Raw genomic sequence first — 13,477 nt, 5'->3', positions numbered from 1 at the left:
CTTGAAATACTTATGCTTTCAACCATTCTTCCCAGATGAATGATTTTTTTCGATTTGTATCTTCAGGTTTTACTAAAGCTTTTGTTAATTCAACAAAATTTTGAAACTCTGAAAAATGTTCTTCTAGTTCTGCAACCTTTTCAGGATTATTCAAATGACACTCATCATCTAGGACTTGCTCAGAATGACCTAAAAAGAACTCTGTACCAGGCATAACTCTCGCTTTAAGCTCCGGCGCATCTAAAATCTGACGTAAATGTGCCTGCGCTCTAGATGTTCCTAGCGAACCGAGAGAAGCACCTACAATCATCGTTGGTTTATTGATTAAGGCACGACTGGTATAAGCAATCCACTCCAAAGCAGAGGCCAAAGGTGCTGGTATCGTGTGGTCGTACTCAGGTGTTGAAATAATCACACCATCTGCGGCAAGAATTTTTTCTGAAAAAGCTTGAACTTCAGCTGGCGCTTGCTTGTCCTCAGGTTCGTTAAATGCTGGCAATTGTTTGATTTCCAATACCTCAATGTCGGCTTTATCCGAAAAGTGCTTTTGCATAAATTTCAAGAGTTTCCGATTGGTTGAGCGATCTGAATTGGTTCCAACGATAGCAACTAGTTTCATCTTGGTACCCCTTTCATTTATTTAATCTACTTTCATTATACTACTTTAGAAAATCTTGTAAATCCTTGATAATAAAGACCGTGTTATTCTATCAGATTATCGTACTTTAGTACAAGTTCGTGAAAAAATTAACAAAATATCTTCTTAGACTATTGACCAGCTTCCTTAACTATGATATAGTCTTGGTGAAAAAATATACATTTAAGGAGGATGTTTTTATGAAAGAGACATTCAATCGTTGGAGGATTTTAGTCGCGTCTACAGCCATTCTTCTTTGCACAGGTGCCGTCTATTCCTTTTCTGTTTTTGCCGGACCACTTAGCAGTTCAACAGGCTGGTCCATGTCTGATATTATGTTAGCATTTGCTATCAACTCTGCAATCGGCCCTATCCCCATGATTCTTGGAGGTTATTTAGTTGACAAAGGTTATGTAAAATGGACCATTGCCCTCGGCGCTCTCCTATTTGCTAGCGGATTTTACTTAACCGGCTATGCCAATTCACCAGCCATGCTTTATTTGACCTATGGATTAATGGCCGGGCTTGGTCAAGGTTTTGCCTATTCAGGTGCCCTCTCCAATTCACTTCGCCTCTTCCCTGATAAACGTGGCTTAGCCTCTGGAATTCTGACAGGTGGCATGGGATTTGCCGCAGTCATCGCTTCTCCAGTCGCAAGCAGTCTCATTCAACAACAAGATGCCTTCTTTGCTTTTCGTACAATTGGGCTAGTCTATATTATTGTTATCATCTGTGCAATTTTCTTTATCAAGGCAGCTCCAAGCGGCTACCAACCAGCGGGCTGGAAAGCTCCAGTACAAACTAAGCAAGGACCTACTAATAAAAACTGGAAACAAATGCTACAAAGTCCTCTGTTTTACATTATCATTAGCATGTTCTTTGTTGGCGCCTTTTCTGGTTTGATGATTGCCTCTCAAGCATCACCAATCGGTCAATCAATGTTTGGACTCTCTGCAGGCACTGCAGCCCTCTATGTCTCTCTTTATTCAATCGCAAACTCTAGTGGTCGTTTTATCTGGGGATCACTTTCTGATAAAATTGGCCGTTCAAAGACCTTATTGATTATCTATTCTGTCATTGTCCTAGCTTTATTCTCCCTAACTATCGTTCCTGGTCAATTCGGGTTTACCTTAGGAATTATTGGGCTTGGTATCTGCTTTGGTGGTGTTATGGGGGTCTTCCCATCTATCGTCATGGAAAATTACGGTCCTGCAAATCAAGGGGTCAACTACGGTATCGTCTTCACTGGATATTCTTTAGCAGCATTTTTCGCTCCCAAAGTCGCAGTTCAAATGGCAATGGCTAATAATGGAAATTATAGTGTAGCTTTTTATGTTGCTATTGCTTTGGCCTTCATTGGACTTATGCTTACTATTTTTTATATGAAAAAGAAAGCTTAAAACTCGAAAACTTCCTAGATAAGGAAGTTTTTTTGGTATAATAAAAGTAGTAATAGTATATTGGGAGGATTTACTATGGCAGACCGTTCACGTTTCTTACGAGATAACCCATCTGACTTCCCATATGATTTTGAAAAACAAATCCTGTCCAAGCAATCTTCTAATACAATTTACCATTGGCATCCTGAACTCGAGATAATCTATGTCAAAAAAGGAACTGCTACCTTCTATATCAACTCTGAGCGCTTTGAAAGTCATGAGGGTGATATTTTTCTAATTCAGCCAACGTCTCCTCACGCTATCTACCCTATTGAAAATCAAGAACAAATTTCAGCAGTTTTTCGTATCCATTTAGATTTCCTAGGTAGAAGTCAAATTGACAGTTTTAGCCAACGCTATATCCAACCCCTCCACTCTGGTCACTTTTGCCTTACTCCCCAAATATCACCAGGCGATAAGGCCTATGATCAAATTCAATCCTGCCTTCTTTCCCTCTTTTCTATCCTTGAAGAAAAAGGCATATACTATGATCTACTCATAAAATCTAAACTATACGAATTGCTTCATCTTCTCTTTAAGTATCGATATGTCAATCGACACTATACAGATGATACCTACCAAAAATACCAAAAACTAAAAGAAGTGATTTGCTACCTTGAACAGCACTACGCAGAACCCATTCATATTGAGCAACTGGCTGCAACATTTGGATATAGTAAAAATCACTTTATGAGTATTTTCAAGCAACATACTGGAGCCAGTTGTATGGACTACCTGCTCCAGTTACGTCTTGAGAAATCCTGTGAGAAACTCGTCCAAACCAACCTCAGCATTCAAGAAATTGCAAGCCAAGTCGGTTTCACCAACCTTTCAAACTTCAACCGTCAATTTAAACAGCACTATCACTTAACACCTAGACAGTATCGAAACCAACAACTTAAAAATAAAACATGATTCTTTCTCCTTAGTCTTTTCTAAGGAGTTTTTTAACAAAAAAGTCACCTGATTGGGTGACTTATTTAGGAGATTATGATGAAAAAGAAAAGTTTAGGATTTCATTAAATAAAGTTAGGAGGTCTTTATTTAATGATTATATAATACAGGAAAAGGCTTAAACTTTACTTAAGAAAAAATGATTTATTTATCTTTTTCGATCCACCCAAATCATGCCTGTACAATCATAAGTAGATAAGGTTTCAAATCCCAGAGAACGATAGAATCCCAAGGTTTTTTCTGTCTGTTCGGTCACTAGTTGGACTTGATAGGCATCTTTGAAGTCACCTAAAGCCTCTTTCATCAAGTCGCTACCAATCCCTTGGCGCTGATAGCTAGGCAAAACAATCAAATCCTGGACAAAAATCGATGAAAAACCATCTCCGACCAAACGAACCAAGCCCACCACGGCATCGCCATCAAATGCCAGATAAATCGCTAATGAGTTAGATAAGGCCTTCTCCAACATCTGAGGTTGATGTGTATAATTTGTCCATCCAACTGCCTGATAGAGATGCAGAACATCCTCTAGCTTGACGATTTCTTGCCTTCTAATAGTTATCATCCCAACACCTCTTAAAGTTCTCTCAAGCTCTTGTACTGTCGTCCATTTTTATCAAAATTTTCAGGAGCCAGCCATGCTTCCAAACGAGCTTTAACTTGAGGCCAGTCCTTATCAATCATAGAGAGCCAATCCGTATCTCTCGTACGCCCCTTATAAACGACTGCCTGACGGAAAGTTCCTTCATAGACAAAGCCCAAACGTTCCGCAGCTCGTCTGGATGGCAAATTTAGAGCATCGCATTTCCACTCATAGCGACGATAGTTGAGCTCCTCAAAAACATATCGCGCTAGGAGATACTGAGCTTCTGTTCCTATCCTCGTCCCCATAAGAGCAGGAGAAAAAGTGACGGCACCCACTTCTATTACTCGGTTATTCTGGTCAATGCGCATGAGAGAAAAAGTTCCCAAAGCCTTACCAGTTGCCTTGTCTATAATCACGTAGTAAAAACGGTCCTTACGAGTTAACATCTGATTTAAGACGGTAACCAGTTCCTCCATATCTGCCACTGGTTCCTGAAAGAGGTAGGTCCACATCTCCCGAGGTGTATCTGGACCATAAACAGCTAGCAAATCCTCTTCATGCTTTTCCACCGAAAGAGCCTCTATCCGAGCGTAGCGCCCTTCTAAGAAATCAATGGAAGGCAATTCACCTGGAGTATAACCTTCCATTGACTCACCAATCATCTGACCATATTCGTTTACTGGCATCGTTTTTCTCCTTGTTTTACACTGAAAATACTATATCCTAAATTGCTCTATATGGAAACTAGCGTTCTCCTCAAACCTCATCCACTCACTACATTAGTGATTCGTTTTCTTTCTTTTATCTTCTAAGGCTTGATTAATTCGTTGGGTTAGTTTGTGAGTTTGCCAGATCTGGTACAACCATATCAGTCCATAAATTAATAAGAAAAAGAACCAAAGCAAGGGACTCAACAATGCTGAACCCCAGCCAAAAAATAGGTAGGTCAATACTAGAATAGTAGCTGTCGCTAATAAATGAACTCCCACACGCATACTATAAGCAAGAAACTCTAGCCTTTCAAGGATTAAGGTCAATACCCCCATAATTCCACTCATCAAAAACAAAGCTAGAATATTTTTTGTCGTTGGTGCGGGATAGGTAATACCTGAATAAAACTGAGCCAATAACACCAAACTCAAATAAACAAAGGAGGCCGTACGCATTCCCGATACAAAATAAGCAATCAATCGTTTCATGATTTTCTCCTATAAACCTAGATAATCCATTAAGGACTTAACGTATTTCCGACTCACACTCGATTTGAGACCCCGAGTCATCTTAGCCATCATGTTCCCTGAAAAGCTATCCGATAATGACTCTAAATGGTCAATGTTTATAATTGAATGACGCGATATCTGTATAAAGTTACGCCGGTTAATCCGATTCTGAAAGTTTGTCAATGTTTCCTTAGTTTTATAAATCCCGTCTACCGTATAAATGGTCAACAAATTCTTATCGATATCTGCTAGAATAAGATCCTCAATTTTCACCATAACCAGATGATCATCCGTTCGAATAGGAATAACCACATGATTGGTCGTTGAAAATTGTTCTAAATACTCCATGACCTCTCTTGCTTGGTCGGTTAACTGAGCTGCCTGAATTAAAATGTGTGGGTCTTTTTCTGAAAACTCTGTCTTCATTTCAAAACGAATCTTCATTTTCTCTCCAATACATCTTTATTTTCTCTTGCTAAACACTTTAACAAATAAAAGCCAAAGAAGAATAGCGACGAGACTGATAATAACCACTATAAAGTATGTTTCTCCCTTTGTCAATAGTTCTTGCCAGTTGATTTGGATTCCCATTTTTTCTTGAAATTCCTGTAACAGACTGTTGTTTCCTGAAAATGCGGTCTCTAACCGCTCTTTCATCAAGACTTGTCGATAGAGAGAAGCAATATAAGTTGCAGGGGTACATTTCATGAAAAGCTGTGCAGAATCAGGTAATACTCCAATGGGGATATAAGTTCCTACTAAAAATCCAGAAGCAGTTCCCACTATCGTTGCCAGTTTCCCAAGGCTATCTACAGATTGAAAACGGTAAATCAAGAGAACATTTACCAAACTTGAAAGCAGACTGCTTAACAACATAATCAAAGCGATTTCCGGTAAATGACTGATAACTGGGCTCTCTTTAAAATAAAAACTCATAACAGCATACATAAACACCTGCATGACAAAAGAAATGACAATACTACTGATTAGATAGGACGTCTGTAAGCCCCAGTTACCTAAATCTGTCAAGAAGAGATCTTGATCCACTTGATTTTCACGATCCTGTACCATTTGTGTAAGAGCCGTAAAACTGGTTGTCATCCCAGTCACAGCCAAGGTCCCACCCATCAGCCAGTTGTTTAAAAGGTTCGTACTATTAGGGAGTTGGGACCAAGCATCCGTCAAATTCTTCTGCAAAAAAATGATATAAAGGAGGAAGGAAATCAATGCCCCCAATAATGAGAAAAATACTCCCGAACGATTACGAAAATATAAGATAAAATTCCGTTTCAATAAAGCTATCATTAGCGAACCTCTCTTCCTGTAAGTGCAATAAAGGCATCATCCATAGTACCCGGACGAAACTCAAAATAATCAATTTCTTCTCGAACTTTTGCCAAATATTCAATGGCTTCCTGTGGCGTCCTTGGATAAAAAAGATATTCCAACTCATTTTCTTCCTCTACTGTCATTCCAGTCTGTAGCAACTTTTCTAGATCCTTCATTTCCTTAAAACGAATTTTTAGGATATTAGATGCATACTGACTTTTAATAGCAGTCGCAGAACCTTCCGCAATCACTTTTCCATGATCAACGATATAGATTCGATCCGCTTCATCCGCTTCATCCAGATAATGAGTCGTTAAGATAATAGTCATCCCTTCATCCTTTTGTAGTCGATACAGTAGATCCCAGATGGATTTGCGAGTCTGAATATCAAGACCTGTCGTTGGTTCATCCAAGAAAAGAATATCTGGTCGCGAAAGAAGAGCACGCGCAATATCAACCCGACGTTTTTGCCCACCTGACAAAGTTCCATAGAGTTGTTTCTGGAAAGCAGTCAAACCCAGTTGATGAATCAAATCATCCACACGACTTGCTGCAATCTCCTTATACTGTTGAGCACGAATCGTGAGATTTTCCCTAACCGTCAACATCTCATCCAGTACACTAGCTTGAAAAACAACTCCGATTTTCGTATTTGGCGCATATCGAATCTGACCTTGTGTCGGCTTTTTCAAACCGATTAACATGGAAATAGTGGTTGATTTCCCTGCACCATTGGGTCCCAAAATAGCATTGAAACTTCCTTTTTCAAACTCTAACTGAATATCGTCAACAGCCATATGATTGCCATACCGTTTAGTCAAATGTTTAGCTTGTAAGATCATATTTTCCCCTCCTCTTTACCTCACTAGTTTAACAAAAAGAATGAAAGAAAAATCGACTTTTGAGATAAGCAGTTAAAATGAAAGGCCAAGTGGTAAAATAATGGGGTTAAGTTAAAGTAGAGCAGGCTCGTTTTTCTCCTATCGAATCACTAAAGGAAGTTTAAAATCACTTACAACCAAACATTATTTTTTAAAACATGCGCTACAAAAGAGGTATTCTATAGCATCCGGCAGAAAAATCCAGGAGTCAATAGTATTGTTCTCGCTAAACCAAGCAATAAAAAATGAATCAGAAATCATGGCACACACTCCCTTCTAGTAAAATGAAAATGATGAATGGGGCAGGATTGAATTTGAAGCAAGCAAGTATGGTCCTGAATTTGAAACTGCCATTAACGATAAGTCTATCTATTAGGAAAGAAATCTTCAATACAAGCAAAAACAGCTCTTGTTATCCAAGAAGAGCTGTTCTATTTTATGGAAGAGAAAGCTACTAGTGCCCCTTGTGCTTCTCTCTACGTTTTTGCTGTTTGCGTTCAAATTTCTCTTGCTTGAGCAATTGCTTTTGGAGACTAGACTGTTGTTTTGAATGCTTTTTTCGTTCCTCAAACTGCAACTGTAAAAGTTCTTGTGACTTAGAAGAAACTTTCTGCTTCACCTGTTTCTTTACAGCTCGCTGCAGACGCTTCGGATTCTTAATCTTCACATGCTGTTTGACTGTTGCCTCTGGACTAAAAGATAACCGAACAAACTGAGTCTGTAAAAGTTTCAAAATTTCATCCTCTTTTGGTTCCTGACCAAATGTCACACGACAAACTTGATAAGTTCCCTCATACTCTTGTTCAAACAATCCATGCCAAAATCCATCTTCAAAATAAACTGTCAAGCCAATTGAAACAATTTCCACGACAGCACCTCCTTAAATCTATCCCTAAGAATGGACAACCAAGGAGGAAGGTTACTGATAGGCTTGCCTACGTCTGGACTACCAACCAGAACTGTGTTTTTATCTTAGTTGGGACTATTATAGCACGGTTCAGCACTATCTACAAATTTTTCAGATGTGTATCAAAAAAATTTATCGTGGCAAACCAAGAGTCTACACTTTCTTTCATTAATAAGCGCCAATCTTTTCGATAACGATGATTCGGTTGATAAGCAACCGTTAACATATGCCCCGTTTCATGGTATTTTTTAAACAAAATGGATTTCCCTTTATAATGTGAAATAATATCATCTATCGCGGATGACGCATCCCATATTTCATCAACATCGCTTCCTAGTAATAATAAAGGAGAGGTAATTTTACTCACATCAATCTGAGCCCTACTATCTTCAGAAATATGTTTTCCAAAAAACTTGTTTAACAAATAATTTCCTAGTTGAAATTTTTGATACGGAAGTTCTTTTTGCAAATATGTCCAAGAAGATGAATGAGAGTTGAGTTTTCCCTTTATTCCCTCAAATATTACATTTGAGGGGGAATTGAGTACCAAACATTGCACATCATCCAAAATACTTTGTCCAGCCAGAACAAGCTCTGCTCCTTTAGAACGACCATATATTCCTATTTTTGTATTATCAACTTGAGGATGATGATATAGAAAATCTTTCGCTTCCTCCAGACATTCTATCGGAATTCGTTCTAAATTGTGGGGTAATCCCTCTAAACCAAAATAAGCTATCGCAAGACAAATATAGCCTCTAGAAGATAAAAGTTGGGCAATATTCTGAGCTTTTTCAATTCTTCCCTCACTACCACTAACAATAATCACGGCCGGTGCCTTTCTTAACTTTTCATCATAAAATAATCGACCTTGAAAATGCTTATCATAAATATCTTGATACCTTATTCCCAGATTCATATAACGCCTTACAAAACTTTGCTCCGCGACCACATCTTTCCCCAGCCTGATTTTAATTTCAACACCAAAACAATCTCGCAATGGAATTCTATCAAGAGAACTGGGTAATCTCCTTTTCCTATTTTTCAACGGTTTCGCATTAAAGAACAAGCCCATTTCTGAAACCCCTTTATAAGATCCTGAAATAGCTGCTGTCTGAGAGGTATCAATCATACCGCCCTGATCAGATAAAAAAATTGCGGTTGATTTCCACACAACATCATGATCTAAAAATAAGGGAGCATTTATACAGTAATAATCGGACAGGTACATTTCTACACAATACCTTGTCCTTGGTTCTAAACCATTGATAGTAATATAAAAAGATTCATCTGCTAAGTCAGTTTGTGAAATCAGTTCAATGTTTACACTCATATCTTCTCCTTTTGTTAATATGCTTAACAACTAAATTTAAAATTTACCGCGACTTTTACCACGGTAATCCTCCCCATACATTTTCAATATCATCCATCAATTTCACAACTGTTTGAAGCTCCTCCTCGCTATAGTTGTCTAAAACTGAAAAAACTGATTCTTCAATATATGCTTGTTGCTCCTTATGGATTTTAAAAACTTCGATGCCTTTTTCAGATAATCTCAAATATTTATTTTTCCCATTATTCGGAGCAAAATCAAAAACAACTAAATTTTTTTGAATTAATCTCCTAACACTTTGAGTTATTGCACTTCTCGAAACTTTTAATAATTCAGATAATTTCACTAGATTTAAGGGCTGATTTTTCCCAATCACAACAATCAAATGTACCTCATTCAACGTAATGGATTTGTCAATACTAATTTTATGTTGATTTTTTTTTAGCTGTTCAAATGCTAAAATAAATCTATTGAAACGATTATTAAATGTAATAAATTCTTTTTTATCCATAATCTCTCTTTTCTTTGTTAATTATATTAACAAAATAGAAACTTCTTGTCAAATAAAAATCCTCCAGATTCTACTCTGAAGGATTCCTATCTTATTTCACAACGATATTAACGAGTTTAGTTGACTCAAACAGTTTGGGGAACTGTTTGAGGTTGGAAATCAGCAACTAAATTGGTTATTTCACAACAATATTAACCAATTTAGTTAGCTTCAATAGTCTAATAGACTATTGAAGGTGGCAGATAGAGCTAATAAACTCGTTATTTAACGACGATATTAACGAGTTTGTTAGGTACTGCAATCACCTTCACGATTTCCTTACCGTCAATCTCCGCTTTGACTTTTTCGTCAGCCAGAGCGATTTTTTGCAATTCTTCGCGTGATAGGTCTTTAACGACCATGAGTTTGGCACGAACTTTTCCTTTAATTTGGACGACGATTTCGATTTCGTCTTCAACCAATTTGCTTTCGTCCCATGTTGGCCAAGTTACGTAAGAGATGGACTCACCCGTTGCTGCAACTGTTTGCCAGAGTTCTTCTGCCAAGTGAGGTGCAAATGGGGCAATCAATTGGATAAAGCCTTTGGCATAGTCCACATAGAGTTTGTCTTCCTTATTAGCAGCGTTGACAAAGACCATAAGTTGGGCAATGGCTGTGTTGAATTTCATGGATTCGATTTGCTCTGTGACAGCTTTAACGGTTTCATTGTAAACCTTGTCAAGAGCACCATTATTTTCCGCAACAATTTCTTTACTTGTAATCAAACGGTAAACACGGTCTAGGAATTTACGACTTCCTTCCAGACCTTCCTCAGACCAAGCGATGGAAGCATCGAGTGGCCCCATGAACATTTCATAAACACGAAGGGTATCGGCACCATATTGTTCCACCACATCGTCTGGGTTGACAACGTTCTTGAGCGATTTAGACATCTTGGCTGGTGCTTGCTCCAGTTCTTCTCCTGTTTCCGCATGGAAGAAGGAACCGTCACGTTTTTCAACCTTATCAGTCGCTACAAGAGCTCCACGGTGGTCACGGTAGCTTGTTCCCAAAATCATCCCTTGGTTAAAGAGTTTTTGGAATGGTTCCTTAGTCGGAACAACACCGAGGTCATAGAGGAATTTGTGCCAGAAACGAGCGTAGAGCAAGTGAAGTACAGCATGCTCTGCACCACCCACGTAGATATCTACTGGCAACCATTGTTTGAGGAGATCCTCATCGGCCAATTTCTCAGTATTGTGTGGATCAATATAGCGGAGGTAGTACCAACTCGAACCTGCCCATTGTGGCATGGTGTTGGTTTCACGACGACCTTTAACACCATCTTCACGCGTCACTTCCAACCAGTCTGTCAAGTTAGCTAGTGGACTTTCACCAGTACCTGAAGGGCGGATATCCTTGGTTACTGGTAAGACAAGTGGCAATTCACTTTCAGGAACGGCTGTTGAAGTTCCATCTTCCCAATGAATGATTGGAATTGGCTCACCCCAGTAACGTTGACGGCTAAAGAGCCAGTCGCGGAGACGGTAGGTGACTTTTTCTTGACCGCAGCCTTTTTCTTCCAACCAAGCCACAATTTTAGCAATCGCTTCTTCTTTGTTTAGTCCATCTAGGAAGTCTGAATTGACATGAAGACCATCTTCAGTATAGGCAGATTCTTCAACGTTTCCACCTTCAAGCACTTCTACGATTGGAAGGTCAAATTGTTTGGCGAATTCCCAGTCACGTTGGTCGTGGGCTGGAACAGCCATTACCGCGCCTGTACCATAGCTAGCAAGAACATAGTCGGCAATCCAGATTGGAATTTCTTTGCCATTGACAGGGTTGATGGCATAAGCACCCGTCCAAACCCCTGTTTTTTCCTTGGCAAGGTCGGTACGAGCCAAGTCAGACTTGAGACTAGCTTGGTGTTTGTAGTCAGCTACTGCCTCAGCTTGTTCTGGACTTGTGATGGCATCTACTAGTTCATGCTCAGGAGCCAAAACGGTGAAAGTCGCACCGAAAAGAGTATCAGGACGAGTGGTAAAGACTGTAAATTCCTTGTCTGTTCCCTTAACTTTAAAAGTTACATTAGCACCAGTTGATTTACCGATCCAGTTGCGTTGCATATCCTTGATAGACTCTGGCCAATCCAACTCATCCAAGTCATTGAGCAAGCGCTCTGCATAGGCCGTAATTTTAAGCATCCATTGGCGCATTGGTTTGCGGACAACTGGATAGCCTCCACGCTCAGAAGTTCCGTCAGGAAGGACTTCTTCGTTGGCAATGGCCGTTCCCAATTCTTCGACCCAGTTTACTGGCACTTCCGCTTCATAGGCCAATCCTTTTTCGTAAAGTTTGGTGAAAATCCACTGAGTCCATTTGTAGTAGTTTGGATCTGTTGTGTTGACTTCACGATCCCAGTCATAAGAGAATCCAAGTGCATTGATTTGACGTTTGAAGTTGGCAATGTTTTCCGCTGTAAATTCTGCTGGGTCATTCCCCGTATCCATAGCGTATTGCTCTGCAGGCAAACCAAAGGCATCCCATCCCATTGGGTGAAGGACGTTGTATCCTTGCGCACGTTTGTAACGGCTGAGGATATCGGTTGCTGTATAACCTTCTGGGTGTCCTACGTGCAATCCAGCTCCTGATGGATATGGGAACATATCGAGAGCATAAAACTTCGGTTTTGATGCGTCTGTTCCTGTCTTAAATGTATGATGTTCTGCCCAGTAGCCCTGCCACTTAGGCTCAATTTCTTTATGATTGTAAAAACTCATGCTATTTCTCCAATTTTATGATGTTACTATTATACCATTTTTGGGGGAATTTGAAAGACGAGAAATGTTCTTTTAGACTTGGATAACAAGAAATACTGAGTCACAAATCCAACTTATTTAACAGGAAAAAATTAGCTCCTAATCGGAGCTAACTTCTATTGATTATTTGTCTCTTCCATCTTCTCACGTCCGAGCTCTCGATAGCTACGGTCTCCAACGACTTGGACCGTAAACTGGCCGTTCTCATATTCAAGGATGGTCACACTACCATTATCCAGACCATGCGGATGCATGCCATTAATCAGATAAACAATGGTACCAATGGTCATTCCATGGCTGACGACAAGAGCATTGCCCCCACCTTGTTCTTCCATCTCTTTGGCAATCGCTTCAAAGCCTTCCTTGATTCGACCACTGAGTTTTTCCCAACCTTCTGCCCAGCCTGCAGTATCAACCTCAACTAGACCTTCTGCTAGCTCTGCATAGGACAACTGATGAACATGGTCCACATTAAAAATACGAGGAATCAACCCCATAAAGAGGTCCCCATCATAGGCTCCATCAAAGCTACCAAAGCACCACTCACGGATCCGCTTGTCCATGCGGTAAGGGATTTTTCCCTGCAGGCCAAGTTCTTCTAGGATAATTCCCATGGTTTGAATAGTTCGACCTGAATCACTGGAATAAGCTCGGTCAAATTGCAAACCAGACTCTCTCAAGCCAATTCCCAGTTCATGGATTCCCAACTCACCTTCTGCGGTTAGAGGCGTATCACTCCATCCTTGAGCACGTCCAATCGTGTTAAACATCGTTTTCCCATGACGGACCACGTACAATCTTACTTTAGACATTTTCTAACCTCCATTTTCTTCTATTATATCATGGATCAAAGAAATATTCGGCTTTCAAAAGCAAAGC

The 13,477-nt window shown here is 39.6% G+C and carries 14 protein-coding genes; 2 read left to right on the top strand and 12 right to left on the bottom strand.

The annotated features are described in order from the left end of the window. Nucleotides 1–10 precede the first annotated feature (10 nt). Entirely contained in the window at nt 11–619 is a 609-nt protein-coding gene (locus HMPREF1125_RS11845) for an NADPH-dependent FMN reductase (protein WP_000779600.1), read from the bottom strand. 218 nt (nt 620–837) lie between these two features. Between HMPREF1125_RS11845 and HMPREF1125_RS11840 the strand changes: the two genes are divergently transcribed. Continuing rightward, nucleotides 838–2,037 (top strand): OFA family MFS transporter, encoded by a 1,200-nt coding sequence (locus HMPREF1125_RS11840; RefSeq protein ID WP_000665260.1) that lies wholly within the window; start codon nt 838–840, stop codon nt 2,035–2,037. A gap of 75 nt (nt 2,038–2,112) precedes the next feature. Beyond that, nucleotides 2,113–2,991: an AraC family transcriptional regulator gene (locus tag HMPREF1125_RS11835; protein WP_000785199.1), complete on the top strand. Its 879-nt coding sequence runs from the start codon at nt 2,113–2,115 to the stop codon at nt 2,989–2,991. A 187-nt stretch (nt 2,992–3,178) separates the two neighbouring features. Here HMPREF1125_RS11835 and HMPREF1125_RS11830 read toward each other — a convergent pair whose 3' ends face one another. The 11 genes from HMPREF1125_RS11830 to HMPREF1125_RS11780 all read right to left on the bottom strand — a co-directional run bounded on the left by HMPREF1125_RS11830 (nt 3,179) and on the right by HMPREF1125_RS11780 (nt 13,410). Then, on the bottom strand, nt 3,179–3,595 hold the full coding sequence (locus tag HMPREF1125_RS11830; protein WP_000628702.1) for a GNAT family N-acetyltransferase: 417 nt from the start codon (nt 3,593–3,595) through the stop codon (nt 3,179–3,181). A gap of 11 nt (nt 3,596–3,606) precedes the next feature. Then, nucleotides 3,607–4,302: a GNAT family N-acetyltransferase gene (locus HMPREF1125_RS11825; protein WP_001144926.1), complete on the bottom strand. Its 696-nt coding sequence runs from the start codon at nt 4,300–4,302 to the stop codon at nt 3,607–3,609. Between the two features lie 93 nt (nt 4,303–4,395). Further along, nucleotides 4,396–4,815: a DUF3021 domain-containing protein gene (locus HMPREF1125_RS11820; RefSeq protein ID WP_000825486.1), complete on the bottom strand. Its 420-nt coding sequence runs from the start codon at nt 4,813–4,815 to the stop codon at nt 4,396–4,398. A 9-nt stretch (nt 4,816–4,824) separates the two neighbouring features. Further along, nucleotides 4,825–5,280: a LytTR family DNA-binding domain-containing protein gene (locus HMPREF1125_RS11815; RefSeq protein ID WP_000701932.1), complete on the bottom strand. Its 456-nt coding sequence runs from the start codon at nt 5,278–5,280 to the stop codon at nt 4,825–4,827. Nucleotides 5,281–5,298: 18 nt separating this feature from the next. Then, the gene (locus HMPREF1125_RS11810) at nt 5,299–6,141 is read right to left on the bottom strand and encodes an ABC transporter permease (RefSeq protein WP_000561015.1); all 843 of its coding nucleotides are present in this window, start codon (nt 6,139–6,141) and stop codon (nt 5,299–5,301) included. Next, nucleotides 6,141–7,007 carry an ABC transporter ATP-binding protein gene (locus HMPREF1125_RS11805; RefSeq protein WP_000602878.1) on the bottom strand — a complete coding sequence of 289 codons (867 nt, stop codon included), beginning with the start codon at nt 7,005–7,007 and terminating at the stop codon, nt 6,141–6,143. The genes HMPREF1125_RS11810 and HMPREF1125_RS11805 overlap by 1 nt, the downstream gene beginning before the upstream one ends. Before the next feature lie 493 nt (nt 7,008–7,500). Further along, nucleotides 7,501–7,914, bottom strand: a complete 414-nt coding sequence (locus tag HMPREF1125_RS11800) for a YjdF family protein (protein ID WP_000407103.1) — start codon at nt 7,912–7,914, stop codon at nt 7,501–7,503. A 139-nt stretch (nt 7,915–8,053) separates the two neighbouring features. Beyond that, complete coding sequence (locus tag HMPREF1125_RS11795) at nt 8,054–9,286, bottom strand: acyl-CoA thioesterase/BAAT N-terminal domain-containing protein (RefSeq protein WP_000115704.1); 1,233 nt, start codon at nt 9,284–9,286, stop codon at nt 8,054–8,056. Nucleotides 9,287–9,341: 55 nt separating this feature from the next. Further along, complete coding sequence (locus tag HMPREF1125_RS11790; protein ID WP_000358212.1) at nt 9,342–9,797, bottom strand: MarR family winged helix-turn-helix transcriptional regulator; 456 nt, start codon at nt 9,795–9,797, stop codon at nt 9,342–9,344. A gap of 260 nt (nt 9,798–10,057) precedes the next feature. Continuing rightward, complete coding sequence (gene leuS, locus HMPREF1125_RS11785; RefSeq protein ID WP_000011737.1) at nt 10,058–12,559, bottom strand: leucine--tRNA ligase; 2,502 nt, start codon at nt 12,557–12,559, stop codon at nt 10,058–10,060. Nucleotides 12,560–12,714: 155 nt separating this feature from the next. Further along, nucleotides 12,715–13,410 (bottom strand): histidine phosphatase family protein, encoded by a 696-nt coding sequence (locus HMPREF1125_RS11780; protein ID WP_000049296.1) that lies wholly within the window; start codon nt 13,408–13,410, stop codon nt 12,715–12,717. Nucleotides 13,411–13,477: the final 67 nt, after the last annotated feature.

The organism is Streptococcus oralis SK304, assembly GCF_000287715.1.
GTDB classification, from domain to species: Bacteria; Bacillota; Bacilli; order Lactobacillales; family Streptococcaceae; genus Streptococcus; species Streptococcus oralis_Y.
This window is presented reverse-complemented; position numbering and strand designations above follow the sequence as displayed.